This window comes from Polynucleobacter yangtzensis (assembly GCF_027924165.1).
Taxonomy (GTDB): domain Bacteria; phylum Pseudomonadota; class Gammaproteobacteria; order Burkholderiales; family Burkholderiaceae; genus Polynucleobacter; species Polynucleobacter yangtzensis.
This window is the reverse complement of record NZ_AP026973.1, coordinates 1,099,149-1,125,250: the sequence shown is the minus strand read 5'-3', so window position 1 is coordinate 1,125,250 and position 26,102 is coordinate 1,099,149. Positions and strand designations below refer to the sequence as shown.

The following is a 26,102-nucleotide window of genomic DNA, read 5'->3' as shown; positions in this document are numbered from 1 at the left end:
TGCTAATTTTAGTCTGTTATGTCTTTGAGGGGGCAAGTAAAGCGCTATTGCTTGGCGGTGTCTTTACTTGAGTCCGCTGGACCCAATAAAGGTTCGCTTTTATCTGTGACAGTAGGTAAAACGACCTCAATGCAGATTGGTTTAGAGTCGATTACATTAAAGAAGCTACATTCTTTTTTAGTTGCCGCAGAAGCAGCATGCTCCAGAGGAGATTTTCCTGTCGCCGCGGTAGAGGCTAAGCTAGCTGCAGTACTGGGATTGGCAATCGCAGCAGTGCTTGCAGTACTAGCTGCGGCTGTACCGCTACTGCTTAGGACTGCCAGCGGTGCTGCGCAAGCAGTCAATAATCCCAATGTAAAAATGAAACCAAACCCAAGAGCAGTTTTCCGCCCCCAGTGATGATGTTTATTTGCTGCGACACGCAACATTAAATACTCCAGCTGCCCATGAGCCATTTGGAATGGCTTCAAAAACGCTATCAGGAGTTTTTTGATCTACGATGACTTTGCCCTTGCCGCGATTTCCAGTAAATACTTTAAATTCAAGCGGGCGGTATTTCCCGGTGCTGCAATCATATTCATTCAAACCAATAATTGAATTTACGTTCTCTTTAGTTTGCGGATCTTGACCAGGTTTTAAAAAGTCCAACATCGACATGATTTGCGCCAAATTACCTTGGGTTTGCAAAGTGGCGGTATCCACAAATACAACTGATTGATCATTTTTACCAATCTCTTGCCAAGCAGCTAAAGCATTTTCACTAACGAGTAACGCAGCAGACATAGTAAGTAGGCTGGCAATGGATTTCATGGGAATTAAGTCCTTATTAATGACTGTTGACATTGATACAGTATTTTAACTAGCTCTAGTTAATGTGCCAAAAAAAGCTTGGAACACTATTTATTGCTCAATTCTAGCTGGCGACTGATTTTTTCAGATTTCATCTGCAAGGGGAGGTAATCATTTTTAGCCCAAAGAGCATTCATATTGCGGTACAGCTTGCTTTGCACCCATCCCGACTGGCCCGTTTGATAGACAAAGACAGATTTTTCTAGGTCTGAGAAATCGAAGACAGTCCTTAAGCTAGGGGCCTGAAGGGTTTCATATGGATTTTTAGATTGCATTAGCTCTAAGCGTCCGACGTTGACTGAAAAGCTGTCTCCAGGGAATGGGGTTTTGATATTAAAGAAGTCTCCCAACAGAGGAATTTTGCTAAATGGACGATGCTCGGAGATGGCTAAGTGCGCTTTTCCCCAAGCCCAGGACTGAGGATCATTGCCATACTCTTTGCTGAGGTAATCCAGCGCCTTATCAAGAGCAAGATTAGCTGATTCCTGGCAAGACTCCACGCGCTCCGTTTTAGGGTTGTCACACCATGGGCTATTAGGATTTTGTACCTGGTTAAGTAGGGGTGCACGATAGTTTCGTGAGCCATAATTTTCGGTGAACAAATAACTTAAGCGCGAAAAGAGATTGCGAGTAAGTTGATCTGCCCAGGCATTGAAAATAAGAGCGCCTGCGCTATCCACTTTCATATCACCATCAAAATTTCTGGCAATCTCCATTGCTTTTGCGTTTAAAGGGTGAGATGACTGGCTAGACTTAAAAAGATCTAGAAGTGGCGTGGCGGCAAGAGATAGGGTATCGCCTTGCATTGTTTTCATATCATCAAATGAGTGAATACTTTTTGCTTTGATGAGATCAACAATGCGGTGATAGCGCGTTGGCAATTCCCAGTCACCAGTCAAAGGATTGGGATCATTCGCCGCCATGATCTTTTGATTGGCTGTGGCAATCCACCCTTGCTCGGGATTGTTGCTGGCGGGAAGTTGCTCAAAGGGAACGTAACCATTCCAGTCGTATTGCTTCTCCCAGCCAAGCGCTGGAGCTACTCCATATAAACCATGATGCAGGAGTCGCTTTGGAGCAATGCCAGCGGCTTGATAGGCAATATTGCCTTCCGTATCAGCCATCACCACATTTTGCATGGGGGCGTAATTTTTTCGTAATGCTTGTTTAAATTGATCAAGATCGGCAGAGCGGTTCATTTCCAATAAACCAACCACAGATTGATTTTCAATATCAAGTGCCGTCCATCGAAGTGCTAACGCAAAGCGATCGGTATTAATCACACGTTTAGCTTGGCGGTATGAATCCGATATCACTGGTCCATGTCGAGTTTCCTTTACTAAAAAAGTATAAGAGGGCGCTCCTTTGATATCGATAATTTCTTGGTGAACTTTAAAAGGCAGTGGACCATCTGGACCGCGATACATACCGGGATTCTTGGCATCAATTTGTTCGATGTATAGGTCTTGTACATCTGGCCCAGTATTTGTAAAGCTCCATGCGTACTTATCCGTTCTTCCCAAAACAACTCCCGGAATTCCTGGTAGGGTTGCACCAATCACATTGATTCCGGGTGCCTCAAGATGTGCAAAATACCAAATAGCCGGAGCGGATAAGCCAAGATGGGGGTCATTGGCTAATAAAGGCTTGCCAGTAGAGCTTAACTTTCCGCTTAGGGCCCAGTTGTTTGAGCCGATACCATCTTTCCCGCCAAGTCGATCCCACTGGCTTAACTCTGTTGCTGGCAAATTTTGAGGTTTAGTTTCTGCTGGGCCGGGAGTTGGATGAAACACTTGTAGATCTCGATATAGCTTTGAAAAATCCACATTGCTGACGGGCTCACCAGGTTCATTTGGTGGGGTAACCTCCCATACTTGTTTGGTGCTGAGAAATTGAGAGAGCTCCAGTCTTTGTAATTCTTTATGCCAGTTACCACCAAGGTCGTAAGCCATCATAAGCATCCAGGCAACACTATCCGTCGGAGACCAGTGGCCTGGCTTTGATCCTGTCAAAAAATACTCAATCGGTAGCGCCCATCCCAGCTGCGCATTGCCAGCATTCACACCATCGGCATAGGCTTGCAATAATCTCTTAGCAGAAACAGGGTAGCGATCAAATTGGCGTTCTGCTGCGCGCTTGATGCCCAAGGTGCGAACAAAGCGATCAATCTTGACAGTATCGTTGCCTAGAATTTCTGAGAGTCGACCGCTAGCAATGCGGCGATTCATTTCCATTTGCCACGAGCGCTCGCTAGCGTGAAGATAGCCCAAGGCAAAGTAAGCATCAGCCTGACTTTTTGCTTTGATATGAGGAATGTCGACCTCATCAAATGTAATTGCAATCGAGTCACCCAGACTCTTAATCGTGCGCTTGCCGGAAATATTGGATTGAGCCGAATATAAATAGGCCACAGTTACAGCTAATCCAGCCACAAGGCAAAGTCCGATAAGCCAAAAAAAGACCCGTAAAAACGTATTTGGTCTAGATGGTTTAGCCGGTAAATTCATGAAGGTATTTTAATTGCTTTATCAAGTCCGGCCTTGGTCAGCCGCCCAAAAGGAGCTTCAGGGGCTGGCAACAGGCTTGCATGCTAAAATTTCGCTTGTCTTGATTTATTTAGCACGGCTTTATTGTTTGTGCGAGCCCGAGTGGTGAAATCGGTAGACACAGCAGATTTAAAATCTGCCGACTCAAAAAAGTCGTGCCGGTTCGATTCCGGCCTCGGGCACCAAAGACACTCATACCTCACTTATGAATTTACCCAAACTTCTCATTTGCTCCTGCTTGACTATTTCATCTGCTCTTGCATGGGGTGTTGATGTCATGGAGTTTCTGTGCAAGCGTTTTGAGAAAGGTTATACCGAAGAGTACGCAATGAAACTCATGCTTGCTTCTGGTTCCCAAAAGGCAAAGGTCTTTTTAGATGATCGCGACTTGGATCAGTCTGATGCCTTCGGATCACAGGTAGTGAAGAGTGTTACTCTTGCGCGCCCGAATATTTTGATATCTATCGAGGCAAAGTTTCAGCCAGAAGAGGTGATGGGAGTTTCCTATCCAGCAGGTAATGTCATTACCAACATCACTCTTGATCCGGTTACCGGCAAGTTCAAGAAGGTGGAAAAAATACAGGGTGGAATCCTAGGTGCCACCATAGGTAACGGTACTCACACTAGCGAGGAGACTTGCTTGCTATCCAAAGCGCCTTACAAGATTAAGTAAGCTCAACTATTGTCAGCTAAAACTTAGTTTGGCTCAGTCACAAATCCTAATTTAGTTAAACCTGCGCGGCGTGACGCTGCAAGAACCTGCGCTACGTATTCATACTTTACCGACTTGTCTGCCCGTAGGTTAATTTCCGGTTGTGGATCTTTCTGAGCGGCTTTTTCAGCATATCCATCAAAAGTCTTCAGATCAATTGCTGTGCTATTCCAGAAGATTTGACCATTAGCGTCAATAGAGAGCTGAACTGATTCTGGTTTCACTTCATTGCGTACGCTGTTGGCCTTGGGCAACTCCACCTTCACCGCTTGTTGAATTACGGGAAGTGTGATGATGAAAATAATTAGCAGTACCAACATGACGTCCACCATCGGCGTCATATTGATTTCCGACATGATGCTATCGTCGTTTTGGTCGTCTTGAATATGAAAAGACATGACTATTCCCCGGAGTTAACGCGAGCACCAGTAACAAAGTAGGCCAATAAGTCATTGCCAAAGCGGTTTAAGTCCGCAACAAATAATTTGTTAGCACGATTAATGGCGTTAAAACCCAGAACTGCAGGAATCGCTACGGCCAAACCAAAAGCAGTCATGATGAGTGCTTCACCAATAGGGCCGGCAACCTGATCAATTTGTGCGCTACCAGAGCTGCTGATGGCGATTAATGCATGGTAGATGCCCCAAACAGTTCCGAAGAGACCAATGAAGGGGGCAATCGCGCCAGTAGAGCCTAAGAAGGTCAAGCCTTTTTGTAGTCCAGCAGCAATGGCATCAATACTGTTCTTTACGCTTCTAGCCATCCATTCGGAATAATTCAGTGTTTGCAGTAATTCACGATGATTAGAGGATTGGTTTTGGTGGTGGGCTGATGCCTTGGTCGCCAACTTTGCAATTTGATAGTAGGGATTGGATGAATGGTTGCTAAACACTTTTAGACCTTCATCAAAAGAGGTGGCACGCCAGAATTGCTCAAGCTCAGGTTTCAGTTTACGTAGATTGCGCAGATCCCAAAGTCGAGTGAGCAAGATTACCCAAGTCACAATAGAGCAGATGAGTAGAGCGATTGCAACGAATCTCGTAATTGCATCGCCTTCAAGCCAGAGATTTGCTATGCCAAATGGTGTATTCATATTGATTAATTCTTGAGGTTAAATTTAATTAAGAGATTAGTTGAAATTCTTTGGGGTGAGCCATTTACTACAAAAGGTTTAAAGCGATAACGTTTGCCAATTTCTGTTGCGGCACGATCCAACCTGGGGAAGGTGCTTGATTGCAGTAAAGCTACATCTTCTACGCTACCTGTTTCATCAATAATCAATCGAACTACAGCAGTTCCTTGCTCACCAGAGCGTTTCGAAAAGGACGGGTAATAAGCATCTGCATCAGGCTGATAAACCACAACCAGTTTACCAATGTCCGTTTGAATTGGAGTCCCGCTAGCACCCCCACTGGTTGCAGGGGCTACCGCTGCATTCTGTGGCTGTGAATCTGATTTACTTTGTGATTGGCTTTGTTGCTGTTGTTGCGGAGGCTGTTGCGCCTGCATAGGACTCGGTTTCTCGGTCGGTTTTTCTTGAGGCTTTTCCTTTGCTACTTTCTTCTCTTCTTTTGGCTTTGGTGGTGTTGCGGCGGGCGGCTGTTGAGTCTTGCTAGCCTCTGGGCTAACTAGGTTTGCCATGACCCGCGTGTCGTCCATTGGAGGAGGGCGCTTACTGAGGTGTAAAAACTCTAACGCAGGCAGGGCGTGAAAGAGCAATACAACACCAATGATGATGCGTTCAGTTTTATTAAACGGTAGATGAGCGTCTAATTTTTTTAGTAAATCGCTCATCGAACTTCACCTAAGATCTGTGCCTCTACTGAATGTGATGCAAGGTCTGCAGACATTAAGTCTTGCGCCATTGCTAAGAGCAGATTTTCGTTTTTGCTGCTAAGCAAAAGCACTGATCCAAATTCAGGGCTGGCGCCACTGGATTTCAGAACATCTAACTGTCTCTTAAGCTGCCTCACAACAGCATCACTGGTGTCAATCAATGTGATGGATTCACCTAGCAACTTACGAATGGCTTTTCTGAGGAAAGGGTAATGTGTGCAACCCAGCACGATGGTGTCAGCACCAGCATCCTGAATAGGCTCTAGATGTTTGGCCAGCAGCTCTAAAGTTTCCTGACCATCGGCTTTGCCAGATTCAATTAGGGGTACTAAACCAGCGCCTGCTTGCTTAATGAATCGACAGTCGCTTGGAAGGGTTGCAAGTAGTGCGTTGAATTTATCGCTTTTAAGGGTTGCCTCTGTCGCCAACACTCCCACGATATGATTCTGTGATTGCATCGCCGCTGGCTTAATGCCGGGCTCAACGCCAATAATAGGAATAGACAGCTGTTCCCGAATTTGTTTAATCGCTTCAGCGGTTGCGGTGTTGCAGGCAACCACAATAGCATCGCAACCTTGACTTGCTAGATGGCGGCAGAGCGCTAGGCTACGTTGCGCTATCCAATCGCTAGATTTTTCACCATAGGGTGCATTAGCGGAGTCGGCAAGGTAGATGTAATCATGCTGTGGAAGCTGACGCAGAGCCTCATCCAAAATGGATAAGCCTCCAACGCCAGAATCAAATACTCCGATGAGTGCCAATGAATTGCCGGTGTCTATAGATAAATTACTAATTCAGTAATTAAGCCACCTTGACTGGAATACCAGCAATCTTGGCTTGCCACTCTTTTGGTCCAGTCTCGTGCATAGAGATGCCCTCTGAGTTCACGGCAACCGTCACCGGCATGTCCTTGACATCAAACTCATAAATCGCTTCCATACCCAAGTCAGCAAAGCCAACCACTTTAGATGACTGAATCGCTTTAGAAACCAAGTAAGCGGCTCCGCCAACTGCCATGAGGTAAGCCGACTTATGTTTCTTAATCGCCTCAATGGCTACAGGACCACGCTCCGCTTTACCAATCATGGTGATTAAGCCTGTCTTAGCAAGCATCATCTCCGTGAACTTGTCCATGCGAGTAGCGGTAGTAGGGCCTGCTGGACCAACTGCCTCATCGCGCACTGGATCAACCGGTCCGACATAGTAGATTGCGCGATTCTTAAAGCTCACTGGCAACTCTTCACCTTTGGCGAGCATATCTTGAATACGCTTATGAGCAGCATCGCGTCCAGTCAAAATTTTGCCGTTGAGCAATAAAGTCTCGCCTGGCTTCCAGCTCGCCACTTCTTCGGCGGTAAGGGTGTCCATATTAATGCGCTTAGATTTTTGAATATCTGGAGTCCAAGTCACGTCTGGCCAGTCAGATAGCGAAGGTTTTTCTAATTTAGCAGGGCCATCACCATGTAAATGGAAATGCACGTGACGGGTAGCTGCGCAGTTTGGAATCATTGCCACTGGTAATGAAGCGGCATGAGTTGGGTATTCCATGATCTTGATATCGAGAACGGTAGCTAAGCCACCAAGGCCTTGTGCACCAATACCGAGTTTGTTTACTTTGTCATAAAGTTCTAAGCGCAACTCCTCAGCGCGTGTTTTAGCGCCGCGAGCAATCAGTTCTTGAATATCAATTGGCTCCATCAAAGACTCTTTAGCCATAAGCATGGCCTTTTCTGGTGTGCCGCCAATGCCAATACCCAAAATACCAGGAGGGCACCAGCCAGCGCCCATAGTAGGAACAGTTTTCAGAACCCAATCCACGATTGAGTCAGATGGGTTGAGCATCACCATCTTGGCTTTGTTTTCAGAGCCACCACCTTTAGCGGCGCAAATCACTTCAACATCGTCGCCCGGAACAATTTCGTAATGAATTACAGCAGGTGTATTGTCTCCAGTGTTTTTACGTTTGCCAGCTGGATCAGCCAGAACTGAAGCGCGTAGGGTATTTTCTGGGTTGAGGTAAGCGCGACGAACGCCTTCGTTCACCATCTCAGTAACGCTCATCGTGGCATCTGGCCACTGCACATTCATGCCAATTTTGAGGAAAACCACGGCAATGCCAGTGTCTTGACACATTGGACGGTGACCTTCGGCACACATGCGGCTATTGGTCAAAATTTGAGCAATAGCATCCTTAGCCCCATGACCCTGTTCTAACTCATAAGCCTTACCCAAGGCGGTAATGAAGTCCTTGGGATGGTAGTAAGAGATGAACTGGAATGCGTCAGCAACGCTCTGAATGAGGTCGTTTTGTTTGATATTTGTCATGGTTTTATGCTTATTTCCACATTATTAGTAAGGTTTGCCCTATTTTAAGGGTTTGCCATAGAGCAAATCCCCAGTGTTTTCACTTATCTTCTAAGGTCTTAAAGGTGTAAACCTGTCATTTTGCGACATTTTTTCGCATTTGTAGTTGATTTTAGATTATTGATTATTTGATAGAGGGGCTGTGAAGCATGGAACCATTAAAGCAAGAAAACCGCGTATTTAACCCACCTGCAGACTTTGTGAAGAGCGCGGCAATTCCAGGCATGGAAGCCTATAAGAAGCTTTGTGATGAAGCAAATTCAGATTACGACGGTTTCTGGGGTCGTCTTGCTAAAGAGAACATCTATTGGAAGAAACCATTTACTAAAGTTTTGGATGAGTCCAAAGCCCCTTTCTACAAATGGTTTGAAGATGGCACAACCAATGCGTCATACAACTGTTTAGATCGTCAAGTTGAAGCTGGTCTTGGTGACAAGACAGCCATTATTTTTGAAGCCGATGACGGCACTGTCACTAAAGTAACTTACAAAGAGATGCTTGAGCGCGTTTGCAAAATGGCAAACGCATTGCGCAAGATGGGCGTGAAGTCTGGTGACAGCGTCATTATTTATATGGCAATGACCATCGAAGGCATTGTGGCCATGCAAGCATGTGCTCGTATTGGCGCAATTCACTCAGTAGTGTTTGGTGGCTTCTCAGCCCAAGCATTGCGCGATCGCATTATGGACGTTGGCGCAGTAGCAGTGATTACTGCTGATGGCCAGTTCCGTGGCGGCAAAGCATTGCCATTGAAAGCAATTTGTGATGAAGCTCTCTCAACAGGTGAGTGCCCTAAGGTTAAGCATGTCATCGTGAGCAAACGCACTGGCACTGATGTTGCTATGCAAGCAGGTCGCGATGTTTGGATGCAAGAAATCGTTGCTAATGAAGCAACTACTTGTGAACCAGAGTGGGTAAGCGCTGAACATCCGCTGTTCATTCTGTACACATCCGGTTCAACCGGTAAGCCAAAGGGTGTGCAGCACTCAACAGGCGGCTACCTCTTGTGGGCGATTCTCACAATGAAGTGGACTTTTGACATTAAGCCAAACGATGTGTTCTGGTGTACTGCCGACATTGGTTGGGTAACAGGACACTCCTACATTACTTATGGTCCACTTGCAGTTGGCGCTACAGAGATTGTGTTTGAAGGCGTTCCTACATATCCAAATGCTGGCCGTTTCTGGGACATGATCCAAAAACACAAAGCATCTATTTTCTACACAGCACCAACAGCAATTCGTTCATTGATCAAAGCATCAAGCAATGATCAAGCTGTTCATCCAAAGAGCTACGATTTGTCATCACTGCGTCTCTTGGGATCAGTAGGCGAGCCAATCAATCCAGAAGCTTGGATGTGGTACTACGAGAATGTAGGTGGTTCACGTTGCCCAATCGCCGACACCTTCTGGCAAACAGAAACTGGCGGTCACATGATTTCTCCATTGCCAGGTGCAACACCAATGATTCCAGGTTCATGCACATTGCCATTGCCAGGTATTCAGGCAGCGATTGTTGACGAAGCTGGTGTTGATGTACCTAACGGTCAAGGCGGTATCTTGGTGGTTAAGCGTCCATGGCCTTCCATGATTCGTACGATTTGGAACGATCCAGATCGTTTTGTGAAGTCTTATTTCCCTGAAGAGTTGGGTGGCACTTTGTATCTGGCAGGTGACGGCGCAATCCGTAACAAAGATACTGGCTACTTCACTATTACCGGTCGTATCGATGACGTGTTGAACGTTTCTGGTCACCGTATGGGAACCATGGAAATTGAATCTTGCTTAGTTGCCAACCCATTGGTTGCTGAAGCTGCGGTAGTGGGTCGCCCTGATGAATTGACTGGTGAAGCGATTTGCGTATTCGTAGTTCTCAAAGGCGGTCGTCCTACAGGCGAAGAAGCTAAAAAGCTGGCTACGGAATTGCGTAACTGGGTTGGTAAAGAGATTGGCCCGATTGCTAAGCCTAAGGACGTACGTTTCGGCGATAACTTGCCTAAGACCCGTTCTGGCAAGATCATGCGCCGTCTCTTGCGTGTGATTGCTAAAGGTGAAGAGGTTACTCAAGACACCTCAACCCTTGAAAATCCACACATCTTGGACCAGCTCAAAGAGTCTCTGTAAGCCCCTAAACAAGCTTTTAGAGGAAACCCTTTCGGCAATCGTATAATCATCGGTTCCGGAAGGGTGGATGAGCGGTTTAAGTCACACGCCTGGAAAGCGTGCGTAGGTTAATAGCCTACCGCGGGTTCGAATCCCGCCCCTTCCGCCAAGTAATGCCTAAACCACCTTCGGGTGGTTTTTCTTTTGCAACTTCCCGTAGTATCTAGTTAGTTATGTATTAAAAATAGAACCAAGTAATGGAGAAAATATGATTTTTACATTGTTATTGATGGATCGTCCCGGCACTGCTGACTTGCGCGTGCAAGTTCGTCCTGAGCACCGCGCTTATCTGGCAAAAATGGCTGACCGCATGGCTTTTGCTGGACCGTTGACTTCTGAAGATGGAAAAACCACTTTAGGTAGTTTGATTGCAATCGACTTTCCAAGCAGAGCAGATGTAGATGCATGGTTAAAAGACGAGCCTTACACCAAGGCCGGTGTTTATGAGAAGCCGATCATCAACGTATTCAACAATATGTGGACTCAAAAGGTTGGCTTTCCACCTGCACAATAATTTTGTATTGCATTAAATGGTTTTGACTCAATTACCTCGCTTCAAAAAATGGCTGATCAGGTTCATCTTCTTGGTGCTTTCCTGTGTTGTCATCTTTTGGGTGGGGGCCCATCTCTTTGTTCCTGGCTTTATTAAAAAGTCAGTCTCAGAATTTAGTACCAAGATTGGTTATGACATTGCCTATCAAGATCTCAGCATTTCTCCGTTAAGGCTAAAGGTAGAGCTAGATGGGTTTCATCTGGCAAAGTCGGGTGGTTCAAAATTACTGGAATTCAAAAAGCTAGTTATTACTGCCAAATGGACAAAATTAGCCCTAGGTGAGCTGGGTTTTGATGAGATCTTGTTGGTCGAGCCCAAGATGTTGGTAGAGAAGAAATTATCAAAGGGCGCGCATTCAGAAGTCTGGAATTGGCAGGAGTTTATTGCTGCTGTTGAGAAATCGATGCCACCCAAAGATCCTGGTGAGCCCAATAAACCGCTCAAGATATCTATTGATGAGCTACTTGTGAGTTCTGCCTCATTAAGTTTGTTAGACAACTCCACGAAGTTGAAGGAGGAACTAAAGCCTTTTACGATGAAGTTGCTTGATGTAGCAAACTACGACAAGCAGGGTGTGGTATCTGGTGTTCGCGGTCAATACGACTTTAATCTTGGTACTTTACAGGTTTTAGTGCCCGGCATTAATAAAACCATTACTTATCAGCATGTTGCCATTGCGGGTGGATTGGATAATCCTCAGCCGGGTATGTTGGGCGTGCAATTGAATGTGAAGTTAGATGATGGCGCTATTCGCTCTCACTGGGACTTCAATACAGACTCAAAATCAGTAGACGGTAAGCTGGAGCTTGAGAATCTAGCAATCGCTCCCCTAGTTGCGCTCTTGCCAGCCAATAAAGAGTTAATCGGTAAAAGCGGTGCAATTAATTCAGCACTCACTATGAAATTTGGGCCTGAAGCCGATGTATTTGCGGGCGACATTCATATTTCAGATTTAACGGTTCTAGAAAAAGATCAAAAATATCCGCTGATTGTTTGGAAGATGGCTGATATTCGTCAGTTCGAATATAAAAGCCTGAAATCTAAACAAGCATCTAGTAGCAGCCTTTCAATTGATGAGTTGATTATTAATTCACCAATACTTCAATTTGAAATTAATGAAGATGGATTCTCTAATTTTCGAAGATTGTTTGCAAAGCCTGCAAGCGAACAAACAACTGAAGCAGCTGATGGTTCTAAATCAAAGGATGCTTCTGGATTTAATCTAGATATTCGCTCCACTAACCTCAAGAATGGTGAAGTATTTTTCTCGGACTTGGCGATGCGTCCGCATTTCAAAGTGGACATTAAGAAATTTAATGCGACTCTCTTAGGAGTAAGTAATACGCCAGGGCGTTTTGCCACTGTTGCAATGGATGGCGTAGTTGCGGGTTCCGGGAGTATGCGGGCAAAAGGACAAGCATCTTTTGATGACCCGCGCCGTAACCATGACATATTGATGACGTTCCGCAATTTACCTTTGAGCGCCTTCAATCCTGCAGTTATGACATTTGCCGGATACCAAATTGCTAGTGGGCGCTTAAACCTCAACTTAAATTACCGCGCAAAGGATGGCGAGTTAAACGGTAGTAATCAGATCATCATTAAGAAGGTTGTTCTGGGTGATGAGGTGCCAGACTTTACTGGTAAAAAATTACCTTTAGGTTTAGCGATTGCTTTGCTCGAAGACTCTGATGACACTATTGATGTCACCGTCAAAATCGCAGGCAATGTCGACTCACCAGAATTTAGTGCTAGTGGCTTGGTATGGCAGGCTATCAGCAATGTATTAACTAATATTGCTACAGCGCCTTTCAGAGCCTTGGCTTCATTGATCGGTCTTGGTAGTGAAGAGGGTATTAATGCCGTTCCTGGTGAGGCAGTATTTTTAGCCGTTGATCAAGATCGCCTGGTAAAGTTTGGCGAATATCTCATCAAACGCCCTAATTCGAGTTTGGAGATTATTGGCACCTATGATCCTGTACAAGATAGAAAAGAGCTTGCTAGGGCTAAAGCGGATTCAGCAGTCCTAAAAGATGCAGGATTTAAATTAACACCAGGTGAGCCTATTCCGGTACCAAGCTTATCTGACCCTAGAGTGCAGTCAGGCCTGAAGTCTGCTTACGCCCAATACATTGGTCGCATTAAATTAGGACAGCGTCTTTTGACGCTTCCCGATGGCGAGCAACGTAATGAGCAATTGCACAATGAGCTGATTGCTGGCATAGAAATTACTGACGGCGAACTAAAGGAGTTGGCTAAGGCGCGGGCTAAGGCAGCTTATGGATTTATGATCAAATCCGACGCCAGCCTCAAGGATCGCATTCAGCTTGGCGAGGTCAAGACGGTAGAGGCAGGAAAAGAGGGGATTCCACTCGATGTTGAGATCAGAATCAAGTAGACTTGAGGTCATGAATTCAACAAAAATGCGCTTTTTCTCTATCTTCACAATCCTCGCTGTCCTCGGTTTGACAGGCTGTGGCTCTATTGAATCGGCTGCTCAAGAGGACTGCACCTCAATCGGCTGGCAAATTGGCAGCAAAGGCTACCAGGATTGTTATAAAGCACGCCTTTATGAGCGCAAGTTGGATTACTCACTTCCTCCCGGCGACAAGCCTTCCCCATCCCTTCTATAACTAGGGTAAACCCTGAATTAAAGTCCTTGAGCGCCGTCAAGGACTTAGGGTGTTAAATAACCCAAAATGAAGCGTTATTTTGCGTATTGCAGGTCTGCTAAGTATTTGGCTTGGCAGGACTTTTAATAAGCAAGATGGGTAAAACTCTGCATTCGTGCAAAGCAATAAATATAAAAATTAGAGACTACAAAATATGAATCATCCAAAGCCTTCTGGAGAAGTCAAAGCGGTTGCTGTTGCAACGGCAGATGATTTGAGGGAAACCATTCGTCGCAAGAGCAAGTTGAAGGGTCGTCAAGCTGATGATGCTTCTGTTGCAGAAGTGCGCAAGCTGATTGGAGAGGCTCCACATCGTCGTGACTTGCTCATTGAAAATCTTCACAAGCTCAACGATGAGTATCGCGCTTTGCATGATCATCATTTAGTTGCCTTAGCAAAAGAAATGAATTTGCCAATGGCAGAGGTATACGAAGTTGCTACTTTCTATCACCACTTTGAAGTTGTGCGCGGTAACGATCCAGTAGCAGACATCACGATTCGTGTTTGTGATGGCATCGCCTGTGAATTAGCTGGCGCGCAAAATCTATTAGCTAAATTGCCAGGCATCTTGGGTAACTCCAGTATTAAAGTCATTGCAGCTCCATGTGTTGGGCGTTGCGAGCAGGCGCCTGTAGCAGTGGTACACCAATACCCAGTCCTATTTGCTACAACCGAGAAAGTTTCTGCTGCCGTAAAAAATAAGTTGACCACACAGCCGATGGCTAAAGATGATGCTGTATTTGAGCCTGCTGCTTTAGCGGAGCAGGGTGTTTCACCACAAGGTGAAATGCAAGCCCTTTCTCCTGACTATGTTGGTTATGAGTCTTATCGTGCGCAAGGTGGTTATTCACTTGCTAAAGAAATCCACGAAGGCAAGAAAGATGCTGAGAGCATCATCAAGGCCATGGAAAATTCTGGATTGCGCGGATTGGGTGGCGCAGGATTTCCGGCGGGACGAAAATGGCGCATTGTGAAAGACCAAGTTGCTCCTAAGTTGATGGCTGTGAATATTGACGAAGGCGAGCCAGGAACATTTAAAGACCGTACATACTTAGAGCGTGACCCTCATCGCTTCCTAGAGGGCTTGTTGATTGCTGCCAATGTTGTGGGTATCGATGCTTGCTATATCTATTTGCGCGATGAATACCATGGCTGCAGAGAGTTACTAGAGGCTGAGTTAGCAAAACTCAAAGCCAATCCCCCATTCAAATTACCTACGATTGAATTGCGTCGTGGTGCCGGTGCTTACATCTGCGGTGAAGAGTCCGCCATGATTGAAAGTATTGAGGGCAAGCGTGGTGAGCCGCGTATGCGTCCTCCATATATCGCACAAGTAGGTTTGTTTGGTAGACCAACGCTCGAGCACAACTTTGAAACCTTGTACTGGGTGCGCGACATTGTTCAGCGTGGCCCAGAGTGGTTTAGTTCTTTCGGTCGTCATGATCGTAAAGGCTTGCGTAGTTTTAGTGTGAGTGGTCGCGTGAAGAAGCCTGGTGTGAAGTTGGCTCCTGCCGGTATCACCATTCAAGAATTGATTGATGAGTACTGTGGTGGCATGCAAGATGGCCACAAGTTCTACGGCTATTTACCTGGTGGTGCATCAGGCGGTATTTTGCCGGCTACTATGAATGACATCCCACTCGACTTTGATACCTTGCAACCTTATGGCTGCTTTATTGGTTCTGCTGCAGTGATGGTGTTTAGTGATAAAGACAAAGCGCGTGATATGGCGCTCAACGTCATGCACTTCTTTGAGCATGAGAGTTGCGGTCAATGCACTCCTTGCCGCGTAGGCACAAGCAAAGCAGCTCAATTAATGCAAGCCAAGTCTTGGGATCAGGAAACTTTAGAAGACTTAGCCACAGTAATGGTGGATGCTTCTATTTGTGGTTTAGGACAAGCAGCACCAAACCCCATTCGTTGTATTCATAAATATTTCCCAGAAGAAGTAGCTTAATAAAAGTACATATAAAAAATCAGGGAATAACGAGACAAACATGAACGCACCCACAAATCCTAAAGAACTTGAATTGCAAACCGTAGAGTTCAAGCTAGACGGCAAGACGATTGTTTCCTATGAAGGTGAAACGATTCTCAAAGCTGCCAAACGCCACGGTATTGATATTCCACATCTATGCTTCAAAGATGGCTATCGCCCAGATGGCAATTGCCGTGCTTGCGTAGTGGAAATCAATGGTGAACGCACTCTGGCGCCAAGTTGCTGCAGAAGCGCAACCCCTGGCATGGAAGTCAAAGCCAATAGCGAACGTGCCGTGAAGAGTCAAAAGCTTGTTTTAGAGATGTTGCTCTCCGATATGCCTGATGAGGGTTTTAAGTGGGTGGGCGATACCAAGGAAGAAGAGCAAAAGAACCAGCATGGCGAGCTCAGCACTTGGGCTGCACGCATGGACGTTACCGTTCGCCCAGAACTCAAAGCAATTCGCCGTGCAAAAGTCAGCAGCGATGTTTCTCATCCGGCGATGGCTGTCAATCTAGATGCTTGTATCCAATGTAATCGCTGTGTACGTGCGTGTCGTGAAGAGCAGGTCAATGATGTGATTGGTTACGCCATGCGTGGCGCTCATAGTGAAATCGTCTTTGACTTGAACGATCCAATGGGCGACAGTACTTGCGTTGCTTGCGGCGAGTGTGTACAAGCCTGTCCAACTGGCGCATTGATGCCTAAAGGTTTAATCGGTTCGCAAACAGTCGACCGCAAGGTAGATTCAGTATGCCCATTCTGTGGTGTAGGTTGTCAAATCACTTATAACGTTAAAGATGAAAAAATTGTTAGCGTAGAAGGTCGTGATGGCCCAGCCAACCACAATCGCCTTTGCGTTAAAGGCCGCTTTGGTATGGACTACATCCATAATCCACAGCGCCTGACTAAGCCACTTATTCGTAAAGCAGGCGTTCCTAAGGATGAGTCCATCCTAGATGGCAAGCAAGACTGGTCAGATATCTTCCGTGAAGCAACCTGGGAAGAGGCTCTGGAATTTGCAGCTGGCGGCCTCAAGAAACTCAAGGATCAGCACGGCTTAAAAGTGTTAGCAGGTTTTGGTTCCGCAAAAGGTAGTAATGAAGAGGCATACTTATTCCAAAAACTAGTACGCACTGGTTTTGGTAGCAATAACGTAGATCATTGCACACGTCTATGCCACGCATCATCTGTTGCCGCGCTCCTAGAGGGCGTAGGCTCAGGTGCTGTAAGTAATCAGGTGAATGATGTTGAGCATTCCAGCATGATTTTCTTGATTGGCTCTAATCCAACAGCAAATCACCCAGTGGCGGCTACTTGGTTTAAGAACGCAGCTAAACGTGGCGCAAAAATTGTTTTGTGCGATCCACGTGCAACAGATATCAGCAAGTATGCATGGCGAATGATGCAGTTCAAGCCGGATACTGATGTGGCGATGCTCAATGCCATGATCTATACGATCATTGAAGAAGGCTTAGTAGATAAAGACTTTGTTGAAAATCGGGCTAATAATTTTGCAGCTCTAAAAGAAAATATCAAAGGCTATAGCCCAGAGGCGATGGCACCGATCTGCGGTATTCCAGCAGAGACGCTGCGAGAGGTTGCTCGTGAGTTTGCGACTACCAAGTCAGCTATGATTTTGTGGGGCATGGGCGTCAGTCAGCACGTTCACGGTACAGATAATGCACGCTGCCTAATTGCTTTGGTGAGTATCACTGGTCAAATTGGTAAGCCAGGCTCAGGATTGCACCCATTGCGCGGTCAGAACAATGTGCAGGGCGCAAGTGATGCTGGTTTGATTCCGATGATGTTCCCGAACTATCAACGTGTGGACAATCCAGAAGCACATGCTTGGTTTGAAAAGTTCTGGGATACGCCGCTTGATAAAAAGCCAGGGTACACAGTGGTAGAGATCATGCATAAGATCACTGCGCCCGATTCTGATCCGGACAAGATTCGTGGCATGTATGTCGAAGGCGAGAACCCTGCGATGAGTGATCCAGACTTAAATCATGCACGTCATGCATTGGCATCTTTAGAGCATTTGGTCGTACAAGACATCTTCATGACAGAAACAGCGCTGTTAGCGGATGTGGTTCTGCCTGCGAGTGCTTGGCCTGAGAAGGTAGGTACGGCTAGCAATACTGACCGTATGGTGCAGATGGGCAAGAAAGCCATTAATCCTCCTGGCGATGCAAAGCCTGACTTATGGATTATTCAGGAAATTGCTAAACGCATGGGTCTCAATTGGAATTACCAAGGTCCTGATGCTGGCGTTGCTGCTGTTTATGACGAAATGCGTCAAGCGATGCATGGCGCCATCAAAGGCATTACTTGGGAGCGCCTAGAAAAAGAATCTAGCGTCACTTATCCATGCTTATCTGCCGAAGATCCGGGCCGTCCAATTGTGTTTGATGATGAATTTGCCACAGCAGACGGCAAGGTGAAGTTAGTTCCAGCAGACATCATTCCAGCAAATGAACGTCCTGATGATGAGTATCCATTTGTATTAATTACAGGTCGTCAGTTAGAGCACTGGCATACGGGCAGTATGACGCGTCGTGCTACCGTGTTAGATGCCATTGAGCCTATGGCTACCGTATCTATGAATGGTGAAGATATGACTCAGTTGGGAGTATCTGCTGGCGATGTGATCACTGTGCAGTCTCGTCGTGGTGAGGTAGGAATTCACGTTCGAAGAGATGACGGTACGCCAAAAGGCGTGATCTTCATTCCGTTTGCTTACTACGAAGCTGCTGCAAACTTAATTACCAATCCTGCCTTAGATCCATTTGGCAAGATTCCAGAGTTTAAGTATTGCGCAGTGAAATTGGCAAAAGGCGGTCAGGCTTCTACATTGATAGGATATGGCACCAATGCCCCAGGTGGATCTAAGGAAATGTCTAACGTTTAACTTGAAGAGACCCCCTAAAAACCCCGTCCTTGTGTCGGGGTTTTTCATTTAGACTTGCTTGCGCTGGATCATGTAGATACAATGTAGATACATTGAGAGGGGGTCATATGCAAACAGTTATTAAAAAGTGGGGCAATAGCCCGGCTTTGCGCTTAAATGCTGCGGTCATGAAGTCCGCCCAATTAAATATTGATCAGCTTGTCTCTGTAAAAGTGCAGAAGGGTCGAATTGTGATTGAGCCAATGGCAAAACAAGAATATCCACTGAATGAGCTATTGTCCGGAATTACCGCTAAGAATTTGCACGGTGAAGCCGACTTTGGTGAGCCCGTAGGAAAAGAGCTTCTCTAATGGTTAGAGCTTACGTACCAGAGGCTGGTGATGTAGTGTGGCTAGAGTTTGACCCTCAGGCTGGAAGGGAGTAGGCTGGCCGTCGGCCTGCTGTAGTGTTGACTCCTGAGAGCTATAACAAAAAAACGAATTTGTTGGTTTGCTGTCCATTAACAACTCAGATTAAAGGTTACCCTTTTGAGGTGTTGGTTGAGGTCGATGGGGTCCACTCTGCCATCTTATCTGACCAAGTTAAGTCTCTGGATTGGAAAATAAGAAAAGCAAAATATAAAAATACAGTGAATCCTGAGGCCCTCACTGAGGTAAGGGCTAAGGTGAAATCTTTGCTCTCTATAGGATAGGCGAAAAGCACCCAATTTTAGACTGAAATTTAGGTCGTTACGTGAAGACAATCACTGCAGAGAATGGGTATTCTGAGGAAGAGCAGGCTCATTTCTTGTTGCGGTTGGAGTGCGCTTGCATAGATAATCCAGAGCTACCACCTACCTTTGTGGCTAACTGTCTTCTGTCGCTTTCTGAGTCTAAATTAGACGAATTGCTTCCTTTTGAGTCAAGTAACAAAGGAATTTAACGGCAACCCCTATTTCTAATGCCAGTTAGAATGATCTCTCTATGGCCAGTTCCAAACCCTCCGTAAACACAGCCGCAAAAGCTGAGCTTCCTGTCCTCATTATTGGGGCTGGGTTAGCAGGCCTAACCGTTGCATTGCATATGGCTGAATCCCAGCCAGTGATCCTGATGGCAAAGCGTGGTTTAGGCGAAGCAGCAACCGCTTGGGCGCAAGGCGGTATTGTTGGGGTGGTTGATAAAGAGCATGACAGTATTGACTCACACGTAGCTGACACTTTGGATGCCGGCGCAGGTCTCGTAGTTGAATCAACTGCGCGTTATATTGCGGAAGAGAGTGCTGAAGCTATTCGTTGGTTGGTAGAGCAGGGCGTTCCATTCACTACTGATGAATCTGGCCCAATGGGTTTGCATTTAACTCGCGAGGGTGGTCATAGTCACCGTCGCATTGCGCACGCTGCCGATGCCACTGGTAAGGCGATTCATGAAGTACTTTTGGATAAAGCCAGGGCGCATAAAAATATTCAGATCTTGGAGCATTGGATTGCGCTCGATCTCATAACCAATCGTCAGCTTGATGCCAAGACGCAGCGCACCAAACCTAATCGTTGTTATGGCGTATACGCACTCGATATTAAAAATAATCGTGTAGAAACCATTGAAGCAAAGTCAGTGGTATTGGCTACTGGCGGCGTCGGTAAGGTTTATCGCTACACCAGCAACCCTGATACTGCTACCGGCGACGGCATTGCCATGGCCTGGCGTGCAGGCTGCCGAGTGGGCAATATGGAATTTATCCAATTTCATCCGACATGTTTGTATCACCCGAGTGATCGCACTTTTCTGATTACTGAAGCGATGCGCGGTGAGGGCGGTTTATTGAAGTTGCCTGATGGTACCCGTTTTATGCCTGAGCATGATGAGCGCCATGAATTAGCACCGCGAGATATTGTTGCACGTGCAATTGACTTTGAAATGAAAAAGCACGGTTTGGACTATGTTCATCTAGATGCAACTCATTTGGGTGAAGAATTTATTAAAGAGCATTTCCCAATGATCTATGCCCGTTGCATGAGCCTCGGTTTAGACATTACCAAAGAGCCAATTCCAGTAGTACCTGCAGCGCATTACACCTGTGGTGGTGTAGTCACCGATCTTAAAGGACGCACTGATTTGCCTGGGCTCTACGCAGTAGGAGAGGCAACTTACACCGGCTTACATGGAGCCAATCGTTTGGCCAGCAACTCCTTATTGGAGTGCGTTGTTATAGGTAAGGCCGCTGCAGAAGACATCTCCAGTCTAAAGACTCCAGCGATGCCGAACTTGCCTTTGTGGGATGAGAGTCAAGTTGAGGATGCCGATGAACAAGTTGTCATTGCGCATAACTGGGATGAATTACGTTCGCTGATGTGGAACTACGTTGGCATCGTGAGAACCAATCGCCGCTTGGAGCGCGCATTACATCGAATCAAGCTACTCAGATATGAAGTACAAGAGTATTACGCGAATTTTAAGGTTACACGTGACTTAATTGAGCTACGCAATCTTCTGGAGTGTGCGGAACTTATTGTGCGTTCAGCGCTAATGCGCAGGGAAAGCCGTGGCCTGCATTACAGTCGCGACTACCCAGGTACTTGGGCAGTTTCTTATCCAACTATCCTGACTCCCCAGGCAGAAGGCTCTGAAGGCGATTCAGCCCCTTAAAAGCCTTTAGCAAGGCTATAAAACAGCATTTTTTGGTGATAAGCTAGTCATATCTCAAGAGGAATTTCATGGCCAGCTTTAAAGAGGAAGTCTACGAACATATTTCTGCGGTATATCAAACTGCCGCAGATGAAATTAAGAATGGCCTCAGCTTAATTAAAGAAGTGTGGCCTCTCATCTTTTTATTGTTTCTTGCTCTAGCCGTTCTCATCTGGTTTGCTAAACCCGCGCCACCCGATAAAGTGTTAATGGCCACAGGTACCGGCGGATCCTACAAGGTCTTGGGTGAAAAATATAAAGCCTATTTTGAAAAAAGAGGTATTGAGCTAAAACTCATAGAGACCCATGGCTCAAAAGAAAATCTTCAACACTTAATCGATCGTAAAGATCCTATTCAAGCTGCTTTTGTACAGGGTGGCATGATTGCCGTAGATAACTTATCAGGTGTGCAATCTCTGGGTAGCGTTGACTATGAGCCTGTATGGATTTTTTACCGCAAGAACACTTTCAACGAAGGCATTCATGTTTCTGATCGAGATATTGCCAAGCTCAGAATCAATATTGGACCCATTGGCAGCGGTACTCATGCTCAAGCAGTCAGCATTCTGAAGCAAAATCATCTTACTCCTACTGCACCCAATTTATTGAGTATGAATAATGCCGATGCTGTTAATGCTATTGAGCAAGGAGAAATTGATGCCGTATTTTTGGTTGACGGCTATGACTCGCCAAATGTGCAAAGACTGATAAAAAACCCGAATATTCGCTTGGTGACGTTTAGCCGTGCAGATGCTTATACGCGTCTTCTGCCATATTTTGAAGAGTTGGGAGTGCCTATGGGTGGATTTGATCTGGGAAAAAACATACCAGACCACCCTATTCAGTTGATCTCTACCACGACAAATCTATTGATTGATGATCGCCTACATCCAGCGATTCAGGTCTTATTCTTAGAGGCTGCAAAAGAAATCAATGGAGCAAAATCGTATTTCTCAAGAGCGGGGGAGTTCCCTGTCTATATGAATACCGAAGCACCCCTGAGTAATGAGGCAAAGTTCTTCTATGAAAAAGGTACGCCAACCTTGATGAAGTATTTGCCATTTTGGTTGGCAGAGTTTTTGGAGCGCATGTTCTTCCTCTTACTTCCTTTTGCTGCTTTTGCTTACCCCATCATTAAGTCAATTCCTAGCTATAGAACCAACTTGGCAAAGAAGCAGATCAATTCAATATATAAAGACTTGGATAAATTTGAGCAGAATACAATTCAAACTTTTGATCCTAATCGTCGAGGCGAATATATTGAAGTGCTCAATGATATGGAGCGAAGGGTACTGGCCTCTAAAGCGGCCAAGCTAGCTACTGCTGACTGCTATAGCCTAAGAAACAATATTGAATTTATTCGTAATGCCCTTGAGAAGCAGGCAATTTACAAGGGGAGATGAAGCTAGGTAATTTAGCTCAAGATCCGCATTGAAAAATCCACTGCACTCACATCCTTAGTTAACTTACCAAGAGAGATGCGGTCTACACCAGTGCTAGCAATAGAGCGCATTTGTTCTAAGTTGATGCCGCCAGAAGCTTCCAGCAAAGCACGACTGGCGGTGATTGCAACCGCTTGCTTCATTTGATCAGTATTGAAGTTGTCGATCAAGATACTTTTTGCTCCAGCCGCTAAAGCTTCTTCCAGTTCAGCAAAGTTTTCTACTTCAATCTGAATATCTACCCCAGCATTGAGTGCTTGAGCATTCTTAAGGGCTGCGGTCACGCTACCAGCTGCAGCAATATGGTTCTCTTTAATGAGGATGCCGGCCCAGAGTGCTAAACGTTGATTCTTGCCGCCACCAACGAGTACGGCGTATTTCTGAGCCTGACGTAATCCTGGGATCGTTTTGCGAGTATCTAAAACGGCGCAACCTTGAGGATTCGGGCTGGCGCCAGCGATGGCATCAACGTGCTGACGAGTAATACTGGCCGTCCAAGAAAGTGTTTGCAAGAAGTTAATGCAAGTGCGTTCAGCAGAGAGCAGGGCCTGAGAGTCGGCTTCAATATCGCAAACCTTGGTATCGGGTTTCATTAAGTCGCCTTCAAGGTAATGCCAAGTAACTTTGGCATTGGGGTCGAGTTTCTTGAGTGTGCCTTCAAACCAATCTACGCCACAAAGTACTGCTTCTTGACGAACAATCAGCTGAGCCTTTACCGGCTTACTAGGAACAAGCTTTGCTGTCCAATCGCCAGTGCCAATATCTTCCATGAGCGCATCATGAATATTACGTTGACGGGCCTGTTCTAAAGTTTCGTTGTTATCAAACATATATAAATATAAAAATTAAGCAGCGCCAATATTTTTTACAAAGCCATGCTGTGCTTTAGCTAAGAGGTCGGGATGGTTTTTGGTGAAATCGAGCATACGCTCGATGCAGCCCAATGCCTCAACCCGAATAGGCTCTTCGATGAAGATTTCGCCAGAAGCATTCTCTAAGCAATCCAAAATTCCTTGCAAGCCATTCATGGCCATCCAAGGGCAGTGCGCGCAACTTTTGCAAGTGGCGCTATTACCAGCGGTAGGCGCTTCAATCAATTTTTTGTTTGGAGCCAGTTGCTGCATACGATGCAAGATGCCCTTATCTGTAGCAACGATGTACTCGGTAGCAGAGCCTTCTACTACGGCCTTAATCATGGCAGAGGTAGAGCCCACAACGTCTGCAAGGTCGACCACTGCTTGCGGAGATTCAGGGTGAACTAGGATCATTGCATTGGGATGAGCCGCCTTCAAAATCTCAAGCTCCACCGCTTTAAATTCATCATGAACAATACAAGCGCCATTCCAAAGCAACATATCTGCACCAGTTTGATCTTGAATGTAACGACCAAGGTGACGATCTGGTGCCCATAATATTTTTTTGCCTTCAACTTTGAGCTGATGAACAATTGCTAAAGCGCATGAGCTCGTGACCATCCAATCAGCCTGTGCTTTTACTGCTGCGCTGGTATTTGCATACACAACGACAGTACGATCTGGATGTAATGCGCGAAATTTGGCAAAGTCACGAGCGTTACAACCTAAATCAAGAGAGCAGGTTGCATCTAAGTCTGGCATAAAGACGCGTTTTTCTGGGCTAAGAATTTTCGCAGTTTCACCCATGAAGCGTACACCAGCAACAATCAAATTCTTGGCGGCATGATTTTTTCCAAAGCGTGCCATCTCCAAAGAGTCAGCAACATAGCCGCCAGTAGATAAAGCTAAGTCCTGAATGTCCCCATCTACGTAGTAGTGGGCAACTAAGGTGGCGTCTTTCTCAACCAAGAGCTGCTTGATGCGGGCAATCACTGCCGCTTTCTCGGTGCCATGAAGTTGGGGTGGAGTCTTGGCCCAAGCTTGGGCGGTACAAGTAGCGCCAGCAGCATCTTGCTGGGGGTAATCAAAGGAAATGGGGGTGCTTACAGTTGAATTCATACGAAATCTTAATCGACCCTAGTAATCTTTGTTGGATTGCTAGAACGGCAGCTTGGCATCCGGCTTAGCGGCCAATAATACAGCCTTAAACTCCGCCTGAATTCGGGCAATCGCCTCTTCGCTGTCTGCTTCAAAGCGCATTACGACCACTGGTGTCGTGTTTGACGGCCGGGCCAAGCCAAATCCATCGGCATATTCCACGCGCACACCATCGATCGTATTGATAGACTCTGAAGTAGGGAACTTGGCATTCGCTTTAATGGTTTCCAATAAGGCAAATGGTTCACCTTCAGCGCAGGCTAATTGTAATTCTGGTGTGCAGATCGCATTTGGTAATTCATTCAGCGTTTGATTAGGATCTTTTTCTTTAGAGAGGATTTCTAATAAACGAGCACCCGTATAAAGGCCATCATCAAAACCAAACCAACGGTCTTTAAAGAAAATATGACCAGACATTTCACCGGCAAGTGGTGCACCAGTTTCCTTAAGCTTGGCTTTAACTAGAGAATGACCTGTTTTCCACATCAAAGGCTCGCCACCATGCTGTTTCACATAGGTTGCGAGATTGCGGGTGCATTTAACGTCATAAATAATCTGCCCACCAGGATTTCTGGAGAGAACATCTTTAGCAAAAAGCATCATTTGGCGGTCTGGGAAAATCACCTGACCATCTTTGGTAACAACGCCCAAGCGATCAGCATCACCATCAAAGGCAAGACCTAATTCATTATCGGTAGTCTGTAAGTTCTTGATGAGATCTTGTAAGTTCTCAATATGCGCGGGATCTGGATGGTGGTTTGGAAAATGACCATCTACCTCACAAAAGAGTTCTTGGACTTCGCAGCCCAATGCTCTGAAGAGCTTACCAGCAAAAGCACCGCCAACACCATTGCCACAGTCGACAGCAATCTTGATAGGGCGGGCTAGTTTCACATCACCCACAATGCGCTCTAAGTACATTGGGAAAATATCGAACTCACTTCTGTTGCCTTGACCAGTAGCGAATTTCTTCGTCTCAATGCGTTTACGTAGCGCCTGAATTTGATCGCCGTAGATTGCTGCGCCACCCAGAACCATCTTGAAGCCGTTGTAGTTAGGTGGGTTATGGCTTCCGGTAATCATGATGCCGGACTTTGGCTTTTTGCCATTGAGCGTTTGATTAGCACCAAAGTAAACCATGGGTGTAGCCACCATCCCTAAGTCAATCACATTAATGCCGGTAGATAGCAAGCCTTCTGTCAATGCTTCAATCAAGCTAGGGCCAGATAAGCGACCATCGCGACCAATCACAATTTCTGTTTCGCCTAGTTCACGCATCTCGGTGCCAAATGCTTGACCGATCAATTTCGCAATCGATGGATCTAAAGTCTCATCAATAATGCCGCGGATGTCATAAGCTTTGAAAATAGATGGAGAGAGTTGCATGAGCGTGCTTTCGATG

General features: G+C 45.9%; 21 protein-coding genes, 2 tRNA genes and 1 pseudogene. 13 read left to right on the top strand and 11 right to left on the bottom strand.

What is annotated here, in order from left to right:
* Positions 1-44 precede the first annotated feature (44 nt).
* From QMF28_RS05820 to QMF28_RS05810, 3 genes are read right to left on the bottom strand one after another with little or no spacing between them, the layout of a single operon-like run.
* Entirely contained in the window at positions 45-428 is a 384-nt protein-coding gene (locus tag QMF28_RS05820; RefSeq protein WP_281741648.1) for a hypothetical protein, read from the bottom strand.
* On the bottom strand, positions 406-843 hold the full coding sequence (locus QMF28_RS05815; RefSeq protein ID WP_281741647.1) for a surface-adhesin E family protein: 438 nt from the start codon (positions 841-843) through the stop codon (positions 406-408). The genes QMF28_RS05820 and QMF28_RS05815 overlap by 23 nt, the downstream gene beginning before the upstream one ends.
* Before the next feature lie 53 nt (positions 844-896).
* Positions 897-3,281 (bottom strand): penicillin acylase family protein, encoded by a 2,385-nt coding sequence (locus QMF28_RS05810; RefSeq protein WP_281741645.1) that lies wholly within the window; start codon positions 3,279-3,281, stop codon positions 897-899.
* Between the two features lie 210 nt (positions 3,282-3,491).
* Here QMF28_RS05810 and QMF28_RS05805 point away from each other — a divergent pair.
* Together QMF28_RS05805 and QMF28_RS05800 are read left to right on the top strand one after the other, a co-directional pair.
* Positions 3,492-3,580: transfer RNA gene (locus QMF28_RS05805), tRNA-Leu, on the top strand.
* Positions 3,581-3,600: 20 nt separating this feature from the next.
* Positions 3,601-4,068 carry a hypothetical protein gene (locus QMF28_RS05800; protein ID WP_281741643.1) on the top strand — a complete coding sequence of 156 codons (468 nt, stop codon included), beginning with the start codon at positions 3,601-3,603 and terminating at the stop codon, positions 4,066-4,068.
* A 23-nt stretch (positions 4,069-4,091) separates the two neighbouring features.
* Here QMF28_RS05800 and QMF28_RS05795 read toward each other — a convergent pair whose 3' ends face one another.
* Genes QMF28_RS05795 through QMF28_RS05775 form a run of 5 tightly spaced genes read right to left on the bottom strand, consistent with a single transcriptional unit; the run spans position 4,092 to position 8,268 of the window.
* Positions 4,092-4,505: an ExbD/TolR family protein gene (locus QMF28_RS05795; RefSeq protein ID WP_068323207.1), complete on the bottom strand. Its 414-nt coding sequence runs from the start codon at positions 4,503-4,505 to the stop codon at positions 4,092-4,094.
* A 2-nt stretch (positions 4,506-4,507) separates the two neighbouring features.
* Positions 4,508-5,200, bottom strand: coding sequence for a MotA/TolQ/ExbB proton channel family protein (locus QMF28_RS05790; protein ID WP_068323204.1), 693 nt, complete (start codon positions 5,198-5,200; stop codon positions 4,508-4,510).
* Between the two features lie 5 nt (positions 5,201-5,205).
* Positions 5,206-5,901: an energy transducer TonB gene (locus QMF28_RS05785; protein ID WP_281741639.1), complete on the bottom strand. Its 696-nt coding sequence runs from the start codon at positions 5,899-5,901 to the stop codon at positions 5,206-5,208.
* The gene (murI, locus tag QMF28_RS05780) at positions 5,898-6,704 is read right to left on the bottom strand and encodes a glutamate racemase (RefSeq protein WP_281741637.1); all 807 of its coding nucleotides are present in this window, start codon (positions 6,702-6,704) and stop codon (positions 5,898-5,900) included. The genes QMF28_RS05785 and murI overlap by 4 nt, the downstream gene beginning before the upstream one ends.
* A gap of 40 nt (positions 6,705-6,744) precedes the next feature.
* Complete coding sequence (locus QMF28_RS05775; protein WP_281741635.1) at positions 6,745-8,268, bottom strand: fumarate hydratase; 1,524 nt, start codon at positions 8,266-8,268, stop codon at positions 6,745-6,747.
* 188 nt (positions 8,269-8,456) lie between these two features.
* Here QMF28_RS05775 and acs point away from each other — a divergent pair, with 188 nt between their 5' ends.
* The 11 genes and pseudogenes from acs to QMF28_RS05720 all read left to right on the top strand — a co-directional run bounded on the left by acs (position 8,457) and on the right by QMF28_RS05720 (position 22,649).
* On the top strand, positions 8,457-10,430 hold the full coding sequence (gene acs / locus QMF28_RS05770; RefSeq protein WP_281741633.1) for an acetate--CoA ligase: 1,974 nt from the start codon (positions 8,457-8,459) through the stop codon (positions 10,428-10,430).
* A 57-nt stretch (positions 10,431-10,487) separates the two neighbouring features.
* Positions 10,488-10,578: transfer RNA gene (locus QMF28_RS05765), tRNA-Ser, on the top strand.
* 99 nt (positions 10,579-10,677) lie between these two features.
* Positions 10,678-10,983 carry a YciI family protein gene (locus tag QMF28_RS05760; RefSeq protein WP_281741631.1) on the top strand — a complete coding sequence of 102 codons (306 nt, stop codon included), beginning with the start codon at positions 10,678-10,680 and terminating at the stop codon, positions 10,981-10,983.
* A 16-nt stretch (positions 10,984-10,999) separates the two neighbouring features.
* Positions 11,000-13,420 carry a DUF748 domain-containing protein gene (locus QMF28_RS05755; protein WP_281741630.1) on the top strand — a complete coding sequence of 807 codons (2,421 nt, stop codon included), beginning with the start codon at positions 11,000-11,002 and terminating at the stop codon, positions 13,418-13,420.
* Positions 13,421-13,430: 10 nt separating this feature from the next.
* A complete protein-coding gene (locus QMF28_RS05750; RefSeq protein ID WP_281741629.1) occupies positions 13,431-13,655 on the top strand; it encodes a hypothetical protein in 225 nt (74 codons plus the stop codon).
* A 193-nt stretch (positions 13,656-13,848) separates the two neighbouring features.
* Positions 13,849-15,651 (top strand): NAD(P)H-dependent oxidoreductase subunit E, encoded by a 1,803-nt coding sequence (locus QMF28_RS05745; RefSeq protein ID WP_281741627.1) that lies wholly within the window; start codon positions 13,849-13,851, stop codon positions 15,649-15,651.
* Positions 15,652-15,691: 40 nt separating this feature from the next.
* The gene (gene fdhF, locus QMF28_RS05740) at positions 15,692-18,586 is read left to right on the top strand and encodes a formate dehydrogenase subunit alpha (RefSeq protein WP_281741625.1); all 2,895 of its coding nucleotides are present in this window, start codon (positions 15,692-15,694) and stop codon (positions 18,584-18,586) included.
* Positions 18,587-18,693: 107 nt separating this feature from the next.
* Positions 18,694-18,936 (top strand): AbrB/MazE/SpoVT family DNA-binding domain-containing protein, encoded by a 243-nt coding sequence (locus tag QMF28_RS05735; protein WP_281741623.1) that lies wholly within the window; start codon positions 18,694-18,696, stop codon positions 18,934-18,936.
* Between the two features lie 89 nt (positions 18,937-19,025).
* Positions 19,026-19,277, top strand: a pseudogene (locus tag QMF28_RS05730) (type II toxin-antitoxin system PemK/MazF family toxin); the annotation flags it as partial.
* Between the two features lie 271 nt (positions 19,278-19,548).
* Positions 19,549-21,207 (top strand): L-aspartate oxidase, encoded by a 1,659-nt coding sequence (gene nadB, locus QMF28_RS05725; RefSeq protein ID WP_281741620.1) that lies wholly within the window; start codon positions 19,549-19,551, stop codon positions 21,205-21,207.
* Positions 21,208-21,275: 68 nt separating this feature from the next.
* Entirely contained in the window at positions 21,276-22,649 is a 1,374-nt protein-coding gene (locus tag QMF28_RS05720; RefSeq protein WP_281741618.1) for a TAXI family TRAP transporter solute-binding subunit, read from the top strand.
* An 11-nt stretch (positions 22,650-22,660) separates the two neighbouring features.
* On the opposite strand, the gene nadC is transcribed toward QMF28_RS05720, so the two are convergent.
* Genes nadC through QMF28_RS05705 form a run of 3 tightly spaced genes read right to left on the bottom strand, consistent with a single transcriptional unit; the run spans position 22,661 to position 26,086 of the window.
* Positions 22,661-23,518: a carboxylating nicotinate-nucleotide diphosphorylase gene (gene nadC, locus QMF28_RS05715; RefSeq protein WP_281741615.1), complete on the bottom strand. Its 858-nt coding sequence runs from the start codon at positions 23,516-23,518 to the stop codon at positions 22,661-22,663.
* 15 nt (positions 23,519-23,533) lie between these two features.
* Positions 23,534-24,661: a quinolinate synthase NadA gene (gene nadA, locus QMF28_RS05710; protein WP_281741613.1), complete on the bottom strand. Its 1,128-nt coding sequence runs from the start codon at positions 24,659-24,661 to the stop codon at positions 23,534-23,536.
* Positions 24,662-24,700: 39 nt separating this feature from the next.
* Complete coding sequence (locus QMF28_RS05705; RefSeq protein ID WP_281741611.1) at positions 24,701-26,086, bottom strand: phosphomannomutase/phosphoglucomutase; 1,386 nt, start codon at positions 26,084-26,086, stop codon at positions 24,701-24,703.
* Between the last annotated feature and the right edge of the window lie 16 nt (positions 26,087-26,102).